This window comes from Bacillus sp. OV166, assembly GCF_900177675.1.
Classification (GTDB): Bacteria; Bacillota; Bacilli; order Bacillales; family Cytobacillaceae; genus Neobacillus.
In genome coordinates, this window is sequence record NZ_FXWM01000001.1 from 1,491,802 (window position 1) to 1,514,142 (window position 22,341).

Below are 22,341 nucleotides of genomic sequence, written 5' to 3' on the forward strand. Positions count from 1 at the left end.
CTAATAAAGCCCACTTTTAAATATTTTGAAATTAAATTCAAGATGGTGTTTACAAATGTAAAATATAAATGAAATCATTTGTTTTTTTTGTTACAATTAAGAAAATATTAAAACATAGGGTGATAGCAGTGGATCGTGAAAAATTAGCGAAAGTCATTGAAGCAGCAAAGTTATATTATCTATTGGATTATAATCAAAACGAAATTGCCAAGAAGCTAGGAGTTTCCCGCCCTACTGTATCCCGTCTATTACAGCAGGCGAAAAGTGATGGTATTGTCCAAATCAATATTTTGGATCCTACAGAAGATGTTGAGAATCTTGCGATGAAGCTTGAACAAAAGTTCAATCTTAAAAAGGCGGTTGTCGCTTCGATTCCACAATATGAAGATCACATCATAAAGAATTATCTAGGTGAAAAAGCTGCTGTTTATCTTGATGAAATTGTCAAGGATGACGACATAATTGGGGTGACTTGGGGAACAACTTTATACCATGTTGCGGTTGAACTCAAGCAGAAATTTGTAAAAGGGGTAAAGGTTGTTCAATTAAAGGGCGGTGTTAGCCACGCTGAAACAAATACCTATGCATCGGAGATTTTATATCTTTTTGGCAAGGCCTTTCATACAACTCCCCATAACCTACCGCTTCCTGCAATTGTCGATCATGTCGTTGTAAAACAGGCAATGGAGGCTGATCGCCATATTCGAAAAATCCTCGAGCTAGGAAGGCAGGCCAATATTGCTCTCTTTACGATTGGTCCAATTAAAACCAACTCTTTACTATTTCAGTTAGGTTATTTTACAGAAAGTGACTTGAAGTCTCTTTATGGAAAGGCAGTCGGTGATATTTGCTCGCGTTTTTTTGATGAATCTGGAGAAGTATGCAACGAGAGCCTAAATGAAAGGACACTGGGAGTAAATCTTAATGAATTAAAGAAAAAGGACCATTCCATTCTTGTAGCCGGAGGTCCGAATAAAATTGAGGGAATTTACGGAGCATTAAAAGGCGGGTACGCCAATGTGCTCGTAACGGATCAATATACAGCACAATTCTTGCTTGATAAGAATTAAAAAATTAATTTTTACATTTGTTCATAAATGTATTTACAAATGTTCAATGCGTTTGATATAGTTACATTGTGATAAATGCCATTAAAATCTTTATATAAATTTACAGGAAACAGGGAGGAAGATTGGTTATGACTCAAAATGTTGTTAGGATGATTGATCATACATTATTAAAAGCAGATGCAACAAAAGAAGAAATTGGAAAATTAGTTGAAGAAGCGAAAAAATATTTATTTGCATCGGTGTGTGTAAATCCTACTTGGGTAAATTTTGCAGCTAAAATGCTTGCAGATACCCCAGAAGTGAAAGTATGTACAGTCATTGGTTTCCCGCTTGGGGCAACTACATCAGAAACAAAAGCATTTGAAACAAAAAATGCCATTGATAACGGTGCAAACGAGATAGATATGGTGATTAACGTCGCTGCGCTTAAAGATAAGCAAGATGATTTGGTTGAAAGAGATATTGCTGCAGTTGTGGGGGCTGCAAAGGGAAAAGCATTGGTAAAGGTAATCATCGAAACTTGCTTGTTAACAAAAGAAGAAAAAATAAGAGCATGTGAAATTTCTGTAAAAGCTGGGGCAGACTATGTAAAAACTTCTACTGGTTTTTCTACAGGCGGTGCAACAGTCGAGGATATTCGCTTAATGCGCCAAACAGTCGGACCTGAAATTGGCGTAAAGGCTTCTGGTGGGGTTCGCAGTCGTGAAGACGCAATTGCAATGGTAGAAGCTGGAGCAACTCGCATTGGTGCAAGTTCTGGTGTTTCAATCAGTAAAGGTGAGCAATCTTTAAGCAATTACTAAAAAACTATTGTGAGGTTTATTGGATGAGAGACGTAATAATGGCATTAATTGCCGGATTAATAGTTGGTATGTTGTTTAAATTTTTAAAGCTTCCGTTACCTGCACCTCCAGTATTTTCGGCTGTCGTTGGTGTTTTCGGGGTGTATTTTGGCGGCGTCCTGCTTGAATGGATTACAAAAATAGTTCAGCATTAAATTTCCTTGGCGGAGTGTGAACATGATGGAAAAAAACGACTTAATCGTTGAAGCGAAAAAAGCGAGAGAGTTTGCTTATGTACCATATTCAAAATTCAAAGTTGGTGCAGCCCTATTATCAAAGGATGGTCAAGTTTATCATGGTTGTAACATTGAAAATGCATCATACAGCATGACGAACTGTGCTGAACGAACGGCTTTGTTTAAGGCGTACTCTGAGGGTGTAAAACAATTTGATTCGCTCGTTGTTGTGGCGGATACTGAAGGGCCAGTTTCACCTTGTGGGGCTTGCCGTCAGGTGATTTCAGAACTTTGTGATGCAGAAATGGAAGTAGTGCTAACAAACTTAAAGGGTGATATTTTAAAACTCAAAGTAAAAGACTTACTTCCAGGAGCTTTTTCACCTAAAGATTTAAATAAATAAGTAAAAGAAGTTTATCCTTTGTGGTAAACTTCTTTTTTGCTTTGGACTGTAACAGGAATTGGCAGTTGCTTAATTGTGCATAATATACATAGTAAAAATAAAGGATGATACCATGATTTATATCTATAATGATTTTGGTGGGACACATACAACTTCTTTAGCTGCAGCTTATCACTTAAAACATTTACCACAATCTGAACGGAAACTTACGAAAGAAGAAATATTAAATGTGAAATATTTTAATAAATTAACAAAAGCCGATTTTGGGAAAATTATTTTCCATGGGATCGATGAAGATGGACATTCTGTATACACTATCGGACGGAAAAGGAACAAATATGTGGTTCCTGCATTAAAAGAAATGTGTTTGTTGCTGCAAGAGAAATTTAAATTTGATGAGAAAATTGTCTTCTCCAATACTTCACCAACGGTACCTTTTGCAATGTCCATGGGGGGATTTTTCTCAAGAGGTTTAAAAATTGATTTTATCGGTGTGCCGTTATTAGTTATTGGTGCAAAACAATGTTGTGATAATATATATAGGTTGGTTGAAAATACAAAAGAAATAGGGAGAACTACGTACGCAGAAAATATAATCGTACTGGAGAATGAAATGTATAAATAGGTGGGGAGTTAACATGAAGAAAAAAATAGGTTTTATTGGAGCTGGAAAAATGGCTCAGGCTATGATGGGGGGAATTGTAAATTCACAAATGATTCCAAAAGAAAACATCATGGCTAGTGCGAATACAGAAAAAACGATTGAAATAATTGAACGAGCATACGGTATTATTACTTCATTAAATAATAGGGACGTTGCTAGGTTTGCAGACATACTCATACTTGCAGTTAAACCTGATCTCTATGACACTGTCATAAAAGAAATAAAAAATGATATAAAGCAGTCTGTAATCATTGTAACGATTGCAGCCGGAATTACATTAATAGATATTGAACAGTCGTTTGGATTCCAAGTAAAGGTTGTTCGAACAATGCCCAATACTCCTTCTGTGGTCGGAGAAGGAATGAGTGCAATTTGTGCAAATGAATATCTCTCCGAAAACGAGATAAATGAGATAGAGAGTGTGTTCCACACCTTTAGTAAAACCGAACGTCTAGATGAAAAACTAATGGATGCCGTACCTGCAATCAGTGGTTCCTCACCAGCATATGTTTATATGCTAATAGAAGCTATGGCAGATGGAGGAGTAAGGCAGGGAATACCTAGGGATCAGGCTTATCGACTAGCTGCTCAAGCCGTACTGGGTGCAGCAAAAATGGTTCTTGAGACTGGAAAACATCCTGGTGAACTTAAGGATAATGTATGTACCCCAGGCGGTGCAACGATTGAAGCAGTTGTTACCCTTGAGGAAAAGCAATTTAGAGGATCGATATTGGCAGCAATGGACAACTGCACAAATAAAGTAAAAAATCTTATATAAGCAGCACTCAAGGGATCCAATTTGATGGATCCCTTTTTTCTACTTTCAAAATCAGGGAAATTCGACAAAAAATATTATTTTTCGACACTTTCTGTATTTTACTCGTGACACACGGTTTTATTAATAATAAACTTTAGATACATTCAAACTGTTAGAAAAAAAGGGAATAGTAAAAGCAATGAATCAAATACCGAGAAGGTCTGTTCATCAAAAGTGAATGATTTTCAATCAGGGAGTAGAGCGTTTATGGGCTTATTTAATGAAATTAAAAAAAAAACCTTGTTCATTTCGGTTATAGATGACGATGCGATTATTCGAACAATACTAATGAGAATACTTAAGGTAATGGATTTTAATCATTACGAACTGAACCTTGAGGCATTTGAAAATGGTCTTCAATTTTTTGAATCTAAGCGCTTAGCGGAAAAAGGAGATCATTTTTTAATACTAGATGGTGTCATGCCTGTCATGGATGGAATCGAAATCCTCCAGAAAGTAAAAAAAATAGAAAATAGAAGAATTATTCATGTCCTTATGTTGACAGGGAGAAAAAGTGAAACAGACATTGAACGTGCATTAAAGCTTGGAGCAGATGATTATATGACCAAACCTTTTAGTATTAAAGAACTTCAATCTAGGATAGAACGGTTAATCAAAGGGATGAAATAAAATGCTGAGAAATGAGTTATTTTTCCTAACAATTCTAACTATAACCATTTTAGGGTTATTAATGGTTTTACTAATATACTTAACGATAAGAAAAGCAATAGATATTAAAAACAGAAAGGCGATTGAACAATATATAGAAAATTATCAATCCATCCTTTTTACGATGCTTATGGAGGGAGGATATTCTAGGGGAATGAATCCTAAATCAGTTCTTGAACGGAAAGCCACCGAAAAACTTCTAAGCATGTATAGTAAAGTTTTAGAGGGTGAGGATGAAAAGAAACGTTTATCAGAATTAGCATCCATGTATTTAGCAGAGTATTATCATAAGCAGCTTAAAAGCAAAAAGTGGAGTCAACGGATGAATACCCTCTATCATATTGAGGATTTCAAACTAAGCCTACTTATCGATGATATACATAAGCTATCCCAGAAAAAACGAATTTCCCATGAAGAACTTATTCATACCTTGAGAATCCTAGCTTTATTCCAATATGAAAATTTATTTGAAATGCTGACAATCCACTACAATTCTTTATCCGAATTCGAGTATCGTCATATCTTAATACGCCTCGAGCAACAACAATTTGAACAGTTTATTCTACATTTTCATAAAAGCAGCCCACCATTACAAAAAGCAATTCTTGATGTAATTTCGATGAAAAAGGAGATTAATTATTTATCTTTTCTTGAAAATATTTTTTGCAACTATAAAGGGGAAATCAAGCTGAGATCCTTAAAGGCATTATCGGAAATTGGTTATGTAAAAAATCCAGATCCCTATTTAGAACTTCTATATTCCACCAAGTGGGAAGAAAGAATGGTAGCCGCTAAACTTGTGGGTTCATTAAAAGAAGTAAAAGGTATATCGAGATTGATTGAACTTTTACATGATCAAACATGGTGGGTTCGATCGCAGGCCGGCCAATCAATCTGTCAATTTCCAAATGGGCACGAGATTTTGCGGGAAGTATTTGAAACATCAAAGGATGCATTTGCCAAGGACATGGCCTGGGAATGGCTTCATAAAGGGGTATAAATAATGATAATTTTGCAATGGGGAGATGTTGTAACTGTTTTTGCTTGGTTTATAGCAGTTTATATGGTAGTTGTCATTTCTTTTTACTCTGTTATTTTGGTTATTTCCTTTTTTCAGCTTCGGAAGGAATACCAACTAGACAGAGTTCAAGCTTATGAAGATTACTCGGATGAATTTTATACCAAACCAGTTTCAATTATCGTACCTGCTTATAATGAAGAAGCAGGTATTGTTCAGAGTGTACGCTCATTATTAAGTGTTAATTATCCTACATTTGAAGTGGTTGTGGTAAATGATGGGTCAACTGACCATACACTTGAAAAAGTGATTGAACACTATGGTATGAAGGAAATAAAAAAAGTGGTTAGAAAACAGGTGGAAACAAAACCAATTGGCAAAATTTATCAGTCAGACATTTTATCAAATTTGTTTCTTATTGACAAGGAAAACGGGGGAAAAGCGGATGCGCTTAATGTCGGTCTTAACTTTTCCCATTACCCTTATTTTTGCTCTTTAGATGGCGACTCAGTTCTTGAGCCAGATGCCTTTTTAAAAGTGATGAAGCCTATAATAGATTCAAATGAAGAAGTTGTTGCTTCAGGTGGGAGTGTTCGAATCGCGAATGGCTGCCAAATCATTAACGGACATATTCAAAAAATCGGGTTATCCAATAAACCATTGGTCGTAATGCAAATCATCGAATATTTACGAGCTTTTTTGATGGGGAGAATTGGCTTAAGTCGCCACAATCTTTTATTAATCATTTCTGGGGCGTTTGGTGTTTTTTCCAAGCACTGGGTGATTGCTGCAGGTGGTTATAAAACAGATACGGTTGGGGAAGATATGGAATTAGTCGTGAGGATTCATAGACTCTTAAAAGAAAAGAAAACAAAGAAAAAGATTGTTTATGTTCCTGACCCAGTTTGTTGGACTGAGGTTCCTGAAGACATTACATTTTTACGCAGGCAGAGGAGACGCTGGCATAGAGGACTGTTTGAAAGTTTATGGACTCATAGAAAGATAACATTTAATCCAAAATACGGATCGATTGGTCTTATATCTTTTCCATACTTCTGGATTGTTGAATTTTTGGGTCCTGTTATTGAATTATTAGGATATCTTTTTATGATCCTTTGTTTATTTTTGGGCGGGATCTATGTTGAATTTTCTATTTTGTTGTTTCTTCTTTCCTGTTTATATGGGTCTATTTTTTCAATGACCGCTGTTCTTTTAGAAGAATGGAGCTTAACAAGGTATCCAAAAGTAACAGATATCATCAAGCTATTTTTATACTCTTTAACTGAAACTATATGGTACAGGCCTATGACTGTGCTCTGGCGATGCGAGGGAATATGGCAAATGATAATTGGGGATAGAAGTTGGGGAGAAATGAAGAGAAAAGGTGTTTCCGAATGAAAAAACAAGTCTATTTAATCATTTATACAATACTTTTTTTTATTATATTGACTTGCCCCTTTTGGCTATGGCAAATTCAGCCTGTAAAAAAATTAAACGTATTAATTATCGACAAGACTGTGCCAAATCCTTCCTACAGAGAACATAAGGGGCTTGTTTGGATATTAAACAATGCTAAATATTATAAAAATGGACAAAGACCATATTCGGTGATAAATGACTATAAGGGGTTTGAACCAAAAGAAGGACAGAAATATACGATTGCCCCCCTGCCTAAGGACTTAAAAAAATATGATGTTATCTATTTAACAGACCAATACGGGGTTTATAAAGAAGAGTTTTTCGGACAGAATCTGTCGGGAAAAAGATCCGAAAAAATATACGGAGGACTTAAATCAAGCGAAGTCAATCTAATTGAAAAAGCACTTATCCAGTCAAAGGGAAAAACATTAATAGCTGAATTTAATACCTTTGCGAGCCCTACATCAGAAACCGCCAAAGCTGAGATTTCTAATTTACTAAATGTAGAATGGTCTGGCTGGATTGGACGATTTTTTTCGGACCTTAAAAGTACGGAAGTACCTGAATGGGTAAAGGAGAATTATGAGAAACAAAATAAGAAATGGTCCTTTACTGGTGAGGGATTCGTTTTTGTCAGTAAAAATAATTATGTAGTTGTAATAGGGAAAAAGGATGTTCATGATGAGGGGCTTCTTTTTCAATTAACAGATACAGGAAAGAAACATTTTACACGCGATATTCATGGGAAGTATACCTATTGGTTCGACATTATAGATGCTAAAGATAAGGATGAAATATTTGCAGCTTATCAGCTGCCAATATCAAAGCAAGCAAAGGAAACGCTAAAAGAATATGGGATCCCATCCCATTTTCCTGCAGTTATTTATCACGAAAATGCTAAGTATTCCTCCTATTATTTCTCAGGAGATTATGCAGACGAATCCGAAGTTCCTGAAATTTACCAAACAAAGGGCTTGGATACATGGAAAAGGAATGTTGGAGCAAACGAGTCTTTTTATTGGGAAACATACGTTCCAATGATGAAGGACATCTTAGAAAATGGCTTGCACCACATAGCGAATCAAGAAAAAGTAGAAGTGACAGACCGTGATGGAATAAAGTCAAATAGCCAAACAGGAGATTCCTATATACAGGTTCAAAAGAATGGGAAATGGGAGAATCTGTTAATAAAGGGCGTGAACATGGGGATTGGAAAGCCAGGATATTTTCCTGGGGAGACGGCAATTACCAAGGAAGAATACTTCCGATGGTTTAAAGAAATTGGCGCAATGAATGCCAATGCCATCAGAATTTATACGCTTCACCCGCCACAATTTTATGAAGCCTTTTATGAATATAACCAAATTGCTAAAAAGCCGCTCTTTCTATTTCATGGTACCTGGGTTAATGAGGAAAATCTCATTCAAACCCAAGACGCCTTTGCCAAAGTTAATCTAGAGGATGCGAAGCTGGAAATTAAAAATATGATTGATATTATCCATGGAAAGGCTAAGCTTCCTGAGCGGTCTGGTCATGCTTCTGGTGTTTATAAATATGACATTTCAAAATATGTCCTCGGAATAATTGTCGGCACAGAATGGGATCCTGCGATGGTTATGAACACAAATGAAAAGCATTCAGCTATCGGTCAATTTAAAGGGGATTACTTTAAAACGGAAAGGGCAAATCCCTTTGAAGTCTGGCTGGCTGGTTTAATGGACTATGCTGCTGAGTATGAAGCCGATAAATACATGTGGCAGCATTCGATGAGTTTTACTAACTGGTTAACTACAGATATGTTAAAGCATCCTGCTGAACCGCTTGAGAATGAGGACATGGTATCGGTTAATCCCAATCATATTAAAGCATCCAAGTTGTTTTCTTCAGGTTTATTTGCATCCTACCATATATACCCATACTATCCTGACTTTCTAAACTTTGAAGAGTCGTACCTTAACTATGTTGATAAGACTGGGAAGAAAAACAATTATGCCGGCTATCTGAATGAACTGCGTGCTGCCCATCAAATGCCAGTACTTGTTGCTGAATTTGGTGTGCCGGCTTCTAGAGGCTTAACCCATAAGAACGCTTATGGGATGAACCAAGGGTTTCGTTCGGAAGAGGAACAAGGGAATATTAATAAGTATCTATATCAATCGATTGTTTCAGAAGGATATATGGGTGGGCTTGTCTTCGCCTGGCAGGATGAATGGTTTAAACGGACTTGGAACACTATGGATTTTGATAACCCAGATCGAAGGCCATACTGGAATAACATGCAAACAAATGAACAGCATTTTGGTTTAAAAGGTTTTGAACCAGGAAAAAAGGAACAAGAAATCATTGTTGACGGTGTCTCAAAGGATTGGGACTTAGCTGGAGTTAGGAAAAGTTATCTTACCAAAAATAAGAAAGACACTTTAAAGGAAGTTCGGTTTTCTTCGGATAATGGGTATTTATATTTTCTTCTAAAATATAATCGTCCCGTTGATTTTGGTAACCAAGGAACTTTCCTATTACTTGATACCAACAATAAGCAAGGGCAAACTAATATACCATTAGCAGGTAAGAGTTTTATAAAAACAGACTATGGAATTGATTTTTTAATAAAACTTACAGGAACTAATAATTCAAGAATATTGGTTGATAGTTATTATGATACATACTATTATCAGTATGCTCATCTGTTGAAGTTGATTGACGAACAATCATATGTAAGAAAGAAGAATAATGGAGTGTTTCATCCCATTAGACTTGCCCTTAATAAGGAATTAACGATACCGACAACAAAGACAATCATTCCTTTTGAGGGATACGAAACTGGAAAACTGAAGTTTGGGAATGCGAATCCCCAAAATAAAGAATTCGACTCGTTAACCGATGTAAGTATTAGTAAGGATAAGAAGGTTTTCGAAGGAAGGATTCCATGGCAGCTATTAAATGTGAAGGACCCTAGTTTAAGAGAAGTAATGGGAAATGTGTGGGAAAGTGGCTTATCAAGCAACGTTGAAACAAGCGGAATTAGGGTTGCTATTGTGACAACTGAGAATGGAAAGGTCCAGCAGACATTTCCTAAAATAACTAATAATCAGCTGCATCAAACTGATTCATTTTTCTACAGTTGGAAAAAGTGGGAGGAGCCAGCCTTTTATGAACGGTTGAAAAAATCCTATGAAATCATGAAAGAGGCCTTTCGAACGACGGAAATTAAGGATGGTTAGAATACAAATTAAAACGCTGGCAAAGAGCCAGCGTTTCTTTTAAATCTCTTATCTCTCAATAGTAAGGAAAATGCTCATTATTATTACCACTAACAGTTAAGGTCGTCATAAAGCCGACGCATATGATCGTAAGAAGGGAATAAAAAAATTTTTCTAAACCGACTATTTGAATGCCGCTCGTTATGACTAGACCATCGATTAAGAAAATAATGATACCTACATTTATTGAAGTGAATTTGGTTAGAATCTGAGCCAGTAAATCAGTCCCACCCGTACTTGTTTCATAACGAAGCATAAGACCGATGCCAATGCCGACAAGTAATCCACCAATTATTGTACTGGGTAATATACCTAATTGTATTTTACCGTTCATAAATGAAAGAAAATCAATACAAAACGAAGAAATGATAAGTCCGTGGAGGCTAAAGTAGAAGTAGCGTCGCTCAAAAAACCAGGCTAAGACATATAAAGGTAGACTTAAAAGGATAATACTTAGACCAGTCGGCCATCCGTAAAAATAATGAATGAGTAGCCCTAAGCCGATTACCCCTCCGTCTAGCAAGTGATAGGGAACTAGAAATCCATTTACCCCAAGACTCAATAGCAAACTCCCAAGCAGCATAGCTGCAATTTTTTCCTTCACAATCTCACCTCAAAACTTGTCCTCTAACATAAAAATATGAAAGTTCGAGGCATTTAGAAGTGATATCACCAAAAAAATGACTATAATAAATGATTAAAAAAACAACCAGGAGAAAAAATTCCTGGTTGTTTTTTTAAAAGAAGATATTCAAAATAAAATAAATGATACCTGCTAATAAGGAAGTTATTGGTAATGTAATGACCCAGGTAATTAACATCCGTTGAGCTGTATCCCATTTTACACCTTTAAGTCTATGTGCAGAGCCTACCCCTAGTATCCCTGAAGAGATGACATGGGTTGTACTAACTGGTAAATGGATATAGGTGGCCCCGAAAATGATGGCGGCACCCGTTAAATCTGCAGCGACACCATTAATCGGACGGATCTTCATAATTTTCCCACCCACTGTTTTAATGATCTTCCATCCACCAATGGAGGTACCAAGTCCCATTGCAATCGCACAAGAGAGCTGTACCCAAAAAGGAACCTCATCAGTATGTAGATAACCATTAGCTAACAGAGCCATGGTGATAATACCCATGGATTTTTGTGCATCATTTGTTCCGTGTGAATAGGATTGTAATGCTGCAGTAGCAATCTGGATAAAACGAAAGTTTCGGTTTGTCTTTGTTAAATTGAAGTTCTTAAACACGACTTTAAAAATGCTGTAAACAATATACCCAACTGTGAAAGCTAAGATCGGTGATAGGACTAATGCCTCGAGGATTTTTTTAAAACCTTCTGCTTTTATTACGTCAAATCCTTTGGCAGCAATTGCCGCACCAGCAATAGAACCAATAATTGCATGGGAAGAGCTGCTTGGAATACCGTAATACCATGTGAGTAAGTTCCAAATAATAGCCGATAGCAGCGCCGCAAAAATAACAATTGATCCGGTATGACCACCAGTTAGTGAGAATGGATCAACAATATCCTTAGATATGGTTTTGGCTACGCCTGTGAATGTCAAAGCACCAACAAAATTCATTACGGCTGCCAGCAAAATTGCTTGGCGTGGCTTTAGGGCTTTTGTTGATACAGAAGTTGCGATTGCATTTGCAGTATCATGGAATCCATTAATAAAGTCAAATGCCAGGGCACCTATTACAATTAAAATCGTTAGAATTAATACAACACTCATATATTTGCTCCTTAAGCATTTTTCATGATAATGGTTTCAAGTGTATTAGCAACGGTTTGGCAATAGTCTGCGATATCTTCAAGATTTTCGTAGATTTCTTTATATTGAATAATACGGATTGGATCTTTTTCAACCGTAAATAAATTTTTAATCGACTGGCGTAAGATATTATCACAGTTGGATTCATAATCTTTTATTTTAATCGCATGTTCTCTTATTTGTTGTAACTTTTTATTTGAAAGCAGTTCAACCGCTTTGTCAATTTCATGAACACTGGCTTGTATAGCATCCACAAATTTCTTCATATAGTCATCTGCATTAGTAATGGAATACATTTCAAATAATGCAGCACATCCTTCAAGGCCATCCAGAACATCATCCATGCTCATCGCAAGATGGAGAATGTCTTCACGTTCAATTGGAGTGATGAAAGCATCATTCAATTCTTTGATTACCTCGTGAACGAATGTATCTCCTTTTGTTTCCAGTTCTTTCATTTTCTCTGAGAAAATTTTCAAATCACTCACATTTTTTAATTTATAGTCAGTGAAGAAATTTGCACTTTCTTTAAGGTTCGCAGAAATATTACTAAGTAATGCCATAAATTTATCAGTTTTTTTAAATGCCATGTAATTACCCCCATTTTAATTTAAAACGTCTTGTAGACTAACTTAAATATTTTATCTGAAAAATGTCGAAAAAAGAAACAAATTCTATGTAACTTTACAAAAACTTAACATTGGAATTTTTCGAATAGTTCATTTTTAAGATGGAGACCTTTTTACTTTTGCCTAAATTCATTGATTTATGTATTAAAGGAAGGTTGTAAGATTTTTTCTTTTCTGAGTATAAAAATGAAAATAGGGTACTTTATAGGTACAGGTAGCATGAAAATTAAGTTACTTTTCCAATACTGCCTGAGACAAATAATTGAATACTAAAAAGGAGTGTTCTAAATGAGTTTCATTTGGGCATTAATTATTGGTGGGATTATTGGATGGTTAGCAGGCCTTATCGTTGGAAGAGATATACCGGGCGGCATCATTGGTAACATCATAGCTGGATTTGTTGGGGCGTGGCTTGGGACAGCGATTTTAGGTAACTGGGGCCCGCATGTGGCTGATTTTGCAATAGTTCCTGCAATCATTGGCGCTGCTGTATTGGTTCTGCTGGTAAGCTTCATTTTGCGAGCCTTTAGAAGAACAGATAAATAACCATTGAAAAAGCCTCCTAAACCAGGAGGCTTTTTCAATGGTTTGTGGTTCAATAACCTAAATTGAATATATGTCAATCTCGTTAAAAATAGCAGGTTGATCTAAAAATGGAGCATGACATACAATTTTATCCTGAGTAAATGGGTGAATCAACTCAAGCTTTGCTGCATGGAGTGCTTGTCTTTTAATAATTGCTTTCCCGCCATACAAAGTATCTCCAACTAAAGGATGTCCGAGATGACTTAAGTGAACTCTGATTTGATGGGTTCTCCCAGTATCGAGCCAACATTTTACATAGGATCGTTGTTTGTCTTTGTCTACCTTTAAGACCATGTAATGGGTAAGTGCCTCTTGACCTGTTGGAGAAACTCTTCTTTTTGTTGCATGATGGCGGTCACGGCCGATTGGATCCTTAATTGTTCCGCTTCTTTGTTTAACTATCCCATGAACCAGAGCAATGTAGGTTCTTTTAATCTCCCGTTTTTCGAGCATATTGTCCAAAATAGCACCAGCTAAAGCATGTTTAGCAAAAAGGATGGCACCTGATGTATCGCGATCTAATCGATGAACCTGCCGAATGTTTCTTATTTCCCCATTTGATTGCAAATAATATTGCACCGCATTAACAAGAGTATATAGATCGGCGTTTGGGTCATTCGGATGGGTATTCATAAAAGGCGGTTTGTTAAGAACCAATACATGGTCGTCCTCATAAAGGATGTTAACATCTATATAGTTTGGTGTGATTAGTAATTCTTCTTCCTCAAAAAGTTTAACTTGCAGCTTCGAACCATGACTAAGAGGGATATTCCAGTTAGCCTGGTCTCCATTTAGTAAAACCTTATTTTCCATTCTAAAAGAATGAGTTAATTTTTTGGGGGCTCCCCATACGTTTCGAAAAATATCAGCAATGGTTCTTCCATTCCATTCCAAAGGAACCGTTAGTTGAAACCATTCACCCATTCGCATTGTTTTTAGCATTTAATTCTCCTTCAGGTTATAATTACCACCGTAAATACAGGCTTTGTTATGTTATTCTTATGATATACAATCAGACAGAAATAAGCGATGGCAAAGGTGGGTTAAAAGTGAAAATTGTTTTTGCCTCCACACCAAGTCAGGAAGAAGAAATTAATGAACTGGTGAGGTACATCTATTCCAATATTTTTCCTCTCTACTATACCGATGAGGAAATTAATCAATTTGAACAGTTAAAGGTTTTGCATATATCTGAAGATTTTAACACATTAAAAGATGCCTTTCAGGTAATGACAAGTATTCAAACATTAATCTCTATTCTTGAGGCCTCTCAACTTGATATTCAGTATACATTATTATTTAATAAGAATGTTGAGACCTTACAGGAATTTGGAATATTTTTTCCATTTAAATATGAACATTTTGAAGAGGCAAAATGTTTCAGAGCAAACATGCTAAGTATTTATTCTAATGCTGATAATGAGTTGCTAGTATAATGAAAAAAAAGTCTGCCACTTGCAGGCTTTTATTTTTTTCTATTAGTAATGAGTATTTTTAAGGTAATATAGTAAAAGGAAAGAAAATAACAATTATATATTCCTGCGAAAATTGTCGGCTAATTTCAGTAGATTTTTAAAGGAGTAACAAACATGGAATTAGAAATAATATAGAGTAGACAGAAACTGGAGGGGACACCTATGGATTGGAAGAAGAAAGCAAAAAGTTGGATAGAGTTTGAAGGATTAGATACTGAATTAAGAAATCAATTAACAGAAATAGAGAAGAATGAAGGGCAGCTAGAAGAGGTTTTTTATAAGAACTTAGAATTTGGAACTGGTGGTATGAGAGGCGAAATCGGTGTCGGTACGAACCGAATGAATCTTTATACTGTACGCAAAGCCTCAGCTGGTTTAGCAGGATACATAGAAAACCAAGGTATAGAAGCGAAACAACGCGGTGTTGTGATTGCTTATGATTCCCGTCATAAGTCACCAGAATTTGCAATGGAGGCCGCTAAAACGTTAGCCTCAAAAGGAATCCAAACATATGTATTTGAAGAATTAAGGCCTACCCCTGAATTATCATTTGCGCTAAGATATTTAAATGCCTTTTCAGGAATTGTCATCACTGCAAGCCATAATCCGCCTGAATATAACGGATTTAAGGTATATGGTTCAGATGGCGGCCAACTTCCGCCAGATGGAGCAGACAAGGTTATTGCCAAGGTAAATGAGATCGAGAATGAATTACTAATTGAGGTTGATAGTGAAGAAAACTTAAGAGCTGCCGGATTAATTAAAACGATCGGTGCTGAAATTGATAATGCTTATATTGAGAAATTAAGAACTATTTCAGAGAATCCAAACCTTGCTGAAGAAACTGATATTAAAATCGTCTTTACCCCTTTACATGGAACTGCTAATAAGCCTGTCCGTGCTGCTTTATCTGCATTGGGCTATAAAAATGTAACAATCGTTAAAGAACAAGAACTTCCAGATCCGGAATTCTCGACTGTAAAAAGTCCTAACCCTGAAGAGCATGCAGCCTTTGAATTGGCCATTCGTGATGGAAAAGAAGTAGGAGCGGATCTTCTCATTGCTACAGATCCCGATGCCGATCGATTAGGTATTGCTGTGCGCAATCCTGAAGGAGAATATATTGTTCTTACAGGAAACCAAACAGGTGCTTTGTTACTTGATTACATTATCACACAGAAAAAGGAAAAAGGAACACTCCCGGAAAATGGAGTTGTTTTAAAAACTATTGTTACATCAGAAATTGGCAGGAAAATTGCTACAGCTTATGATTTAGAAACAGTTGATGTCTTAACCGGATTTAAATTTATCGCTGAAAAAATTAATGAATATGAGACCACTGGCAATTTGAAATTTCTATTTGGATATGAGGAATCCTATGGCTATTTAATTGGTGACTTTGCCAGGGATAAGGATGCAGTCCAAGCGGCTCTACTAGCAACCGAAGTGTGTGCTTTTTATAAGAAACAAGGAAAAACCCTTTATCAAGGAATGATGGAAGTATTTGAAAAGTATGGTTATTACCAAGAAGGCCTACGTTCCTTAACCTTAAAAGGAAAGGAAGGGGCGGAGACAATCCAACAATTATTGGCTTCCTTCCGATCTGAGCCAATTACGAGTCTTGGAAACCTGACCACCTTCACGACTGAAGATTACTTAACAAGCATCCGTGTAAAGAATAATGGAGAAGAAGAAATTGATTTACCAAAATCGAATGTTTTAAAATATACTTTCGAGGATGGTTCATGGGTTTGTTTAAGACCATCAGGAACGGAGCCGAAGGTGAAATTCTATTTTGGAGTCAATAGTAAAAGTTTAGAAGAAAGCAAGATAAAACTAAAATCGATTGAAAATGATTTTATGGCTTTAGTTGACGATAAAATGAAAATGGTTCAAGAAATTTAGTCCAATCTTTATACGATCTAAGAACATCAATATGAAAATAAAACACGGCTTCCATTTCAGGAGGCCGTGTTTTTTTTGGTGGAATTCTTTGGTCCGGTTGTAAAAAGTTTCTCAGTCAGAAATTGTATTCACTTATCATTTTAGGAAAGACTATACATCGGTATCTCATTAGGGTCAGGCTCTACGGTTTCATTCGCATGGTCAATGTAGCGAAGAAGGTTATATAGTTTGGTTTCAATTACACTGTAATCACGTTCGAAATTGTAGGCATGCAGGAATTGTTCAATTCTTTTCGATAAAAATTGGTCTTTTGTTCGTACCATTAAAATCAGCAAATTATCCCACTCAGATCGATGTGTATAATATAACGCTCGATCATAATCCATTTTATTCATTTGTTTTATCTCCTCCTTATTAGGAGTTGAGATTATTGTATGATATTTTGACGATAACTTTCACAGAAAATGTTGGACACCCATTGTTTACGCGGTTTTCAACATTTACCTGTATAAATTATTTTCATTTTGAACAAGGTGGAGGTCATATGGGAAAAATTATTATTTGCGTCATGCTCTTTTTATCCCTTCAACTGGAAAATGTTGCAAACGCTAAAATTGTTAAGACCAATAAGCCATATTCTTATGAAATGTTAGAAAATGACCTTTCAAAAATTAACGAAAAGTATCAAGAAAAAGTAAAAATCAAATCGATCGGAACAACACACTTTGGTCGGGATATTTGGGCAATTAAGCTGGGAAAAGGGAAGAAAAATGTCGTTTTGATTGGTTCGCATCATGGGCGAGAGTGGCTGACAAGCTTAATGTTAATGAAAATGCTTGAGTCTTATACAGCTTCCTATGAGGAGAAGGGTCTTTTCGGATTTAAATCCAATCATATTCTTAATGAAGTATCATTATGGTTTGTGCCAATGTTAAATCCAGATGGAGTGGCCATTCAACAGAATAATCTTAAAAATTTTCCATCTAAACATCAGAAACTTTTGATGAAAATGAATGATGGATCAGATAACTTTAAACGATGGAAAGCAAACGGAATGGGCATTGATTTAAATAGGCAATATCCAGCTGGGTGGGATCGTCTTAATCAAGATCCTGCATCACCCTCCTACAAATTTTATAAAGGAGAAAAACCGTTAGAATCGAAAGAAGTACTCTCCTTAACGAAATTTATAAACGAAATTAACCCATCGATTGCAGTCGCGTATCATACAGCGGGAAGAGAAATTTTTTGGAATTATAAAAATGGCAAGCATTTTAAACGAGATAAACTGGTTGCTAAACAGATATCGAAAATAACTGGCTATAAATTAACGAAGCCAGAAAAAGACGCAGTAGGTGGCGGTTTCACGGATTGGTTTATCACAACCTATCACAGACCTGCCATGACAATTGAGATATGTTATTTAGTTGGCGAAACAAATCCCCCCTTATCTATTTTTAAAAAGGAATGGAAACGGAATCGATATGTTGGCCTGAAACTTGCTGAGGAAGCCAAAAAAATCCCTGATTAAAGCAATACTTGCCTATTGTTTTTTCTATCTTGTTTCATCATTCCCCTTTTTACTTCATACATTGTGGTAAGAGGAAAAGGGGGAATGGCCAAATGAATGTGGAAGGTCGTAATTCACTCGAATATGCGATCAGTGAAATCACTGAAATAGCAACCGGGTTTGGTTTAGATTTTTATCCAATGCGTTATGAAATCTGTCCTGCCGAAATTATTTATACATTTGGGGCTTATGGTATGCCAACTCGATTTTCACATTGGAGCTTCGGCAAGCAATTCCACAAAATGAAACTTCATTATGATTTAGGGCTGAGTAAAATTTATGAATTAGTTATCAATTCAAACCCATGCTATGCTTTTTTGCTTGATTCCAATACACTTATTCAAAATAAACTAATTGTTGCCCATGTTTTAGCACACTGTGACTTCTTTAAAAATAATGTTCGTTTTCAAAATACAAAACGTGATATGGTCGAAAGTATGGCTGCCACAGCAGAAAGAATTCATCAATATGAAGTTCAATATGGTAAAAAAGAGGTGGAAACCTTTTTAGATGCGGTATTGGCTATTGATGAACATATAGACCCATCGCTTATGAGGCCTAAGTTATCTTGGTCCATTGGAGACGACGAGGAAGATGATGACCTAGAGCTTCAAGTAGCAACTCCATACGATGATCTGTGGAGATTGGATGAAAAAGATAAAAAGGAGACCAATCAACCGCGGAAAAAGAAATTTCCTCCAAGGCCAGAAAAGGATCTGTTGCTATTTATTGAAACATATAGCAGAGAGTTAGCGGATTGGCAGCGGGATATCTTAACAATGATGCGGGAGGAAATGCTCTACTTCTGGCCGCAGCTTGAAACAAAAATTATGAACGAAGGCTGGGCTTCCTATTGGCATCAACGAATTTTACGGGAAATGGATTTAACGAGCGGTGAGGCAATCGAGTTTGCTAAATTGAATGCGGGAGTTGTACAGCCATCAAAAACGGGCATTAATCCTTATTACCTGGGGATAAAGATTTTTGAGGATATTGAAGAACGCTATAACAATCCAACGGAAGAGATGAAGCGAAGAGGCGTGGTTCCAGGATCAGGGCGGGAAAAAATGTTTGAGGTCCGTGAAGTAGAATCCGATATATCTTTTCTTCGCAATTACTTAAATAAGGACCTTGTCATGCGAGAAGATATGTATCTTTTCCAAAAACAAGGAAGAGACTACAAAATTGTTGATAAACAATGGGAACAGATTCGTGATCAACTTGTAAATATGCGCGTAAATGGAGGTTTCCCTTACATCACTGTCAATGATGGCGATTATTTAAAAAATGGGGAACTATATCTAAAACACTGGTATGAAGGGGTAGAACTCGACGTTAAATATCTAGAAAAAGTTCTTCCATATATCCAACAGCTTTGGGGCAGACCTGTTCATATCGAATCGATGATTGAAGATAGAAAAATGTTATTTTCTTATGATGGTAAAGGAGTCCATCGTAAATATTTGTAATTTCTTAAGGCTATCTTGTACTATCAAGATAGCCTCTTTTTATTTACTCGTAAAAGGAGAGAGGAAATCATTTCATGAATGTATTTGTTAATGTAGTTAAAACTATTCTTAAAAAGGGGATAAATAAATGAAACAAGCTCTTAATTCTAAAGTTCTTTCAGTTTTAGAAGACAAAATTCAATTAATAAAAACAGAAAAAGGTGCGATATATTTAGTAGGGCCGATCCGGCTTCCTGTTAATTTATACGGAGAAACAGTTGTCTTCAAATGGTATTGTTGGCTAAATTGTGATGAAGTAACAGAGGATTTTGAAAGAATTATTGATAAGTTATCTTCTGCAAATTTAGCAGAGTTTCAACAATCAAGCGTTTTAGTTTATGGTGACTTTGAATATGAAGATGATGTCATTATTAGAATGCATTCCATCTGCCATACGGGAGATATATTTGGAAGCAAGCGATGTGACTGTGGATTTCAATTAAAACAATCAATGAAAATGATCTCCGAACATGGAACAGGGGCATTATTTTATCTAGCTAACCACGAAGGAAGAGGAATTGGCTTATTCAGTAAGGCAATGGCCTATGTTCTTCAAGAAAACGGCTATGACACAGTTGAAGCGAATGAAGGCCTTGGTTTTGTTGATGATTCTAGAAACTATGGGGATGCTATTCAAGTCCTTAAAGCATTACGCTCTAAACCTGTCACACTTATTACTAACAATCCAAAAAAATTGGAAGCATTAAAAAATGCTGGATTAGAGGTAGCAGGCAGAAAGCCTTTGTGGGGAGATGTATCAGAGTATAACGAAAAATATCTGCAGACAAAAGTAAATAAGTCAGGTCATATAGGAGATAAGGGGACTTGTCCAAATGACTAACCATGAATTTTATATGGAGTTAGCTCTAAAAAATGCTAGTGCAATGAAAGGCCAAACAGACCCAAATCCACTAGTAGGGGCTGTGATTGTGAATGATAACCGAGTAGTGGGAATCGGAGCCCATTTAAAAGCTGGCGAACCTCATGCTGAGATTCACGCTCTCCGTATGGCTGGCGAAGCAGCAAAAGGCGGAACCATTTATGTTACATTAGAACCATGTTCCCACTATGGCAGGACAGGCCCATGTGCTGTTGCAATAGTAGAAGCCGGTATTAAAACAGTCGTTATTGCCACACTTGATCCAAATCCTGTTGTGTCAGGGAATGGAGTAAAAATTCTAAAAGACGCAGGAATTGAAGTAATAATCGGGGTTCATCAAGAGGAATCCCAAAAGATGAATGAAGTATTCAATAAATTCATTGTGGAGAAAAAACCATTTGTCACCTTAAAATCAGGGATTACTTTAGATGGGAAAATAGCCACTTATGCATCAAACAGTAAATGGATTACTTCGGAACAATCCAGACATGATGTCCATCTTCTGAGGAATGAAAATATGGCCATTCTTGTAGGGGTTAATACAGTAATAAAAGATAACCCGGAACTGACGGCGCGAATTCCGAATGGAAGAAATCCAATTCGTGTTATTTTGGATTCTACTTTAAAGATCCCTTTAGATTCAAAAGTTGTAACAGATAACCTTGCTGAAACTTGGATATTTACGTGTCAGAAATATGATCAGGATAAGGAAAAAACATTAAAGTCCTTAGGGATGAAAGTCTTTCCTACCAATGGGGTGGAAAAAGTAGATCCTAAGGAAGTCATGGAGATATTAGGTGAGCACCTTATCTCATCTGTATTAATTGAAGGTGGGGGCACCATAAATGCTTCTTTTCTTGAAAATAAATGTATTGATAAAGTAATTCTTTATTTTGCACCCAAATTAATTGGTGGAAGGCATGCACCTACTTTCCTGGAAGGATCAGGAATTGAGAAAATGGCAGATGCGGTCGATTTAGTAGATACATCGATCATTAAAATTGGAAAAGACTATAAATTTATTGGCTATCCGAATTATTCAAAAGAGGAAAATTTGTGATGAGATTTGGTTTTGATATCGATGATACATTAATAAATCTACGCGAGTATGCCTTTAACATATACAATCAAAGATTGAATCAAAATGTTCCGATCGAAGTTTTTCATAACTTAAAACGAGTGGAGATACATGGACCCTTTGGATTAACAGATGAACAAGGGAAAGAAATGTGGCGCAATTCTTTAGAAGAAATTTATTATACGTCATGTCCTGCTTTTCCAGATGCTGTTGAAACATTACAAGAACTAGAGAAGAAGGGGCATGAAATCTATTATATTACGGCAAGACCCAAAGAACATGGGGAAAGAACGAAAGAATGGTTAATAGAAAACGGTTTTCCTGTTCATGAGGAGAGGTTTTTTTATGGAATGCAGGATCATGAAAAGGTAGAAATCATTAAAAAGTTAAAACTCGATTATTATTTTGATGATAAACCAGAGGTTTTAAATACATTATTAAACGAATCAATTAAAATTTTTCTCAGGGATCAATCCTATAATCGGCATCTGGATTTACCACGTATTAAACATTGGAGCGATCTTGAGGAGATAATTAAAGTTAGTAAGAATTTATAGAAGATAAAGGCTATCTTGTGATTGCAAGATAG

23 protein-coding genes are annotated in these 22,341 nt (G+C 36.2%); 18 read left to right on the forward strand and 5 right to left on the reverse strand.

What is annotated here, in order from left to right:
• Window positions 1-128 precede the first annotated feature (128 nt).
• The 10 genes from CCK98_RS07060 to CCK98_RS07105 all read left to right on the forward strand — a co-directional run bounded on the left by CCK98_RS07060 (window position 129) and on the right by CCK98_RS07105 (window position 10,299).
• Window positions 129-1,070: a sugar-binding transcriptional regulator gene (locus tag CCK98_RS07060; protein ID WP_088085920.1), complete on the forward strand. Its 942-nt coding sequence runs from the start codon at window positions 129-131 to the stop codon at window positions 1,068-1,070.
• 128 nt (window positions 1,071-1,198) lie between these two features.
• Complete coding sequence (gene deoC, locus CCK98_RS07065) at window positions 1,199-1,873, forward strand: deoxyribose-phosphate aldolase (RefSeq protein WP_088085921.1); 675 nt, start codon at window positions 1,199-1,201, stop codon at window positions 1,871-1,873.
• Between the two features lie 23 nt (window positions 1,874-1,896).
• A complete protein-coding gene (locus CCK98_RS07070; RefSeq protein ID WP_088085922.1) occupies window positions 1,897-2,067 on the forward strand; it encodes a DUF1427 family protein in 171 nt (56 codons plus the stop codon).
• A gap of 25 nt (window positions 2,068-2,092) precedes the next feature.
• A complete protein-coding gene (locus CCK98_RS07075) occupies window positions 2,093-2,491 on the forward strand; it encodes a cytidine deaminase (protein ID WP_088090331.1) in 399 nt (132 codons plus the stop codon).
• Between the two features lie 112 nt (window positions 2,492-2,603).
• Window positions 2,604-3,116 carry a DUF3189 family protein gene (locus tag CCK98_RS07080; RefSeq protein WP_088085923.1) on the forward strand — a complete coding sequence of 171 codons (513 nt, stop codon included), beginning with the start codon at window positions 2,604-2,606 and terminating at the stop codon, window positions 3,114-3,116.
• A 13-nt stretch (window positions 3,117-3,129) separates the two neighbouring features.
• Entirely contained in the window at window positions 3,130-3,933 is an 804-nt protein-coding gene (proC, locus tag CCK98_RS07085) for a pyrroline-5-carboxylate reductase (RefSeq protein WP_088085924.1), read from the forward strand.
• 246 nt (window positions 3,934-4,179) lie between these two features.
• The gene (locus tag CCK98_RS07090) at window positions 4,180-4,602 is read left to right on the forward strand and encodes a PleD family two-component system response regulator (RefSeq protein WP_088085925.1); all 423 of its coding nucleotides are present in this window, start codon (window positions 4,180-4,182) and stop codon (window positions 4,600-4,602) included.
• Window position 4,603: 1 nt separating this feature from the next.
• Window positions 4,604-5,641 carry a HEAT repeat domain-containing protein gene (locus tag CCK98_RS07095; protein ID WP_088085926.1) on the forward strand — a complete coding sequence of 346 codons (1,038 nt, stop codon included), beginning with the start codon at window positions 4,604-4,606 and terminating at the stop codon, window positions 5,639-5,641.
• A gap of 3 nt (window positions 5,642-5,644) precedes the next feature.
• Window positions 5,645-7,057, forward strand: coding sequence for a glycosyltransferase (locus CCK98_RS07100; RefSeq protein ID WP_088085927.1), 1,413 nt, complete (start codon window positions 5,645-5,647; stop codon window positions 7,055-7,057).
• Window positions 7,054-10,299, forward strand: coding sequence for a hypothetical protein (locus CCK98_RS07105; RefSeq protein ID WP_088085928.1), 3,246 nt, complete (start codon window positions 7,054-7,056; stop codon window positions 10,297-10,299). Before CCK98_RS07100 ends, CCK98_RS07105 begins: the two co-directional genes overlap by 4 nt.
• A gap of 55 nt (window positions 10,300-10,354) precedes the next feature.
• On the opposite strand, the gene CCK98_RS07110 is transcribed toward CCK98_RS07105, so the two are convergent.
• The 3 genes from CCK98_RS07110 to CCK98_RS07120 form a co-directional block, all read right to left on the reverse strand.
• Window positions 10,355-10,942, reverse strand: a complete 588-nt coding sequence (locus CCK98_RS07110; RefSeq protein WP_088085929.1) for a YitT family protein — start codon at window positions 10,940-10,942, stop codon at window positions 10,355-10,357.
• A 133-nt stretch (window positions 10,943-11,075) separates the two neighbouring features.
• Window positions 11,076-12,083 (reverse strand): inorganic phosphate transporter, encoded by a 1,008-nt coding sequence (locus tag CCK98_RS07115; RefSeq protein WP_088085930.1) that lies wholly within the window; start codon window positions 12,081-12,083, stop codon window positions 11,076-11,078.
• Between the two features lie 11 nt (window positions 12,084-12,094).
• Window positions 12,095-12,712: a DUF47 domain-containing protein gene (locus CCK98_RS07120; RefSeq protein WP_088085931.1), complete on the reverse strand. Its 618-nt coding sequence runs from the start codon at window positions 12,710-12,712 to the stop codon at window positions 12,095-12,097.
• A 327-nt stretch (window positions 12,713-13,039) separates the two neighbouring features.
• Here CCK98_RS07120 and CCK98_RS07125 point away from each other — a divergent pair, with 327 nt between their 5' ends.
• Window positions 13,040-13,297, forward strand: coding sequence for a GlsB/YeaQ/YmgE family stress response membrane protein (locus CCK98_RS07125; protein WP_088085932.1), 258 nt, complete (start codon window positions 13,040-13,042; stop codon window positions 13,295-13,297).
• 57 nt (window positions 13,298-13,354) lie between these two features.
• On the opposite strand, the gene CCK98_RS07130 is transcribed toward CCK98_RS07125, so the two are convergent.
• Window positions 13,355-14,278, reverse strand: coding sequence for an RluA family pseudouridine synthase (locus tag CCK98_RS07130; RefSeq protein ID WP_088085933.1), 924 nt, complete (start codon window positions 14,276-14,278; stop codon window positions 13,355-13,357).
• Between the two features lie 107 nt (window positions 14,279-14,385).
• Between CCK98_RS07130 and CCK98_RS07135 the strand changes: the two genes are divergently transcribed.
• Window positions 14,386-14,772: a YhcU family protein gene (locus CCK98_RS07135; RefSeq protein ID WP_088085934.1), complete on the forward strand. Its 387-nt coding sequence runs from the start codon at window positions 14,386-14,388 to the stop codon at window positions 14,770-14,772.
• Window positions 14,773-14,973: 201 nt separating this feature from the next.
• Window positions 14,974-16,716 (forward strand): phospho-sugar mutase, encoded by a 1,743-nt coding sequence (locus CCK98_RS07140; RefSeq protein WP_088085935.1) that lies wholly within the window; start codon window positions 14,974-14,976, stop codon window positions 16,714-16,716.
• Window positions 16,717-16,856: 140 nt separating this feature from the next.
• On the opposite strand, the gene CCK98_RS07145 is transcribed toward CCK98_RS07140, so the two are convergent.
• Window positions 16,857-17,111, reverse strand: coding sequence for a YhdB family protein (locus CCK98_RS07145; protein ID WP_088085936.1), 255 nt, complete (start codon window positions 17,109-17,111; stop codon window positions 16,857-16,859).
• Between the two features lie 149 nt (window positions 17,112-17,260).
• Here CCK98_RS07145 and CCK98_RS07150 point away from each other — a divergent pair, with 149 nt between their 5' ends.
• The 5 genes from CCK98_RS07150 to CCK98_RS07170 all read left to right on the forward strand — a co-directional run bounded on the left by CCK98_RS07150 (window position 17,261) and on the right by CCK98_RS07170 (window position 22,309).
• Window positions 17,261-18,247 carry a M14 family zinc carboxypeptidase gene (locus CCK98_RS07150; protein ID WP_256942275.1) on the forward strand — a complete coding sequence of 329 codons (987 nt, stop codon included), beginning with the start codon at window positions 17,261-17,263 and terminating at the stop codon, window positions 18,245-18,247.
• A gap of 92 nt (window positions 18,248-18,339) precedes the next feature.
• On the forward strand, window positions 18,340-19,755 hold the full coding sequence (locus CCK98_RS07155; RefSeq protein WP_088085937.1) for a SpoVR family protein: 1,416 nt from the start codon (window positions 18,340-18,342) through the stop codon (window positions 19,753-19,755).
• A 127-nt stretch (window positions 19,756-19,882) separates the two neighbouring features.
• Window positions 19,883-20,635 (forward strand): GTP cyclohydrolase II, encoded by a 753-nt coding sequence (locus tag CCK98_RS07160; protein ID WP_088085938.1) that lies wholly within the window; start codon window positions 19,883-19,885, stop codon window positions 20,633-20,635.
• Complete coding sequence (gene ribD / locus CCK98_RS07165; protein ID WP_088085939.1) at window positions 20,628-21,734, forward strand: bifunctional diaminohydroxyphosphoribosylaminopyrimidine deaminase/5-amino-6-(5-phosphoribosylamino)uracil reductase RibD; 1,107 nt, start codon at window positions 20,628-20,630, stop codon at window positions 21,732-21,734. Before CCK98_RS07160 ends, ribD begins: the two co-directional genes overlap by 8 nt.
• Complete coding sequence (locus tag CCK98_RS07170; RefSeq protein ID WP_088085940.1) at window positions 21,734-22,309, forward strand: HAD family acid phosphatase; 576 nt, start codon at window positions 21,734-21,736, stop codon at window positions 22,307-22,309. The genes ribD and CCK98_RS07170 overlap by 1 nt, the downstream gene beginning before the upstream one ends.
• Window positions 22,310-22,341 lie beyond the last annotated feature (32 nt).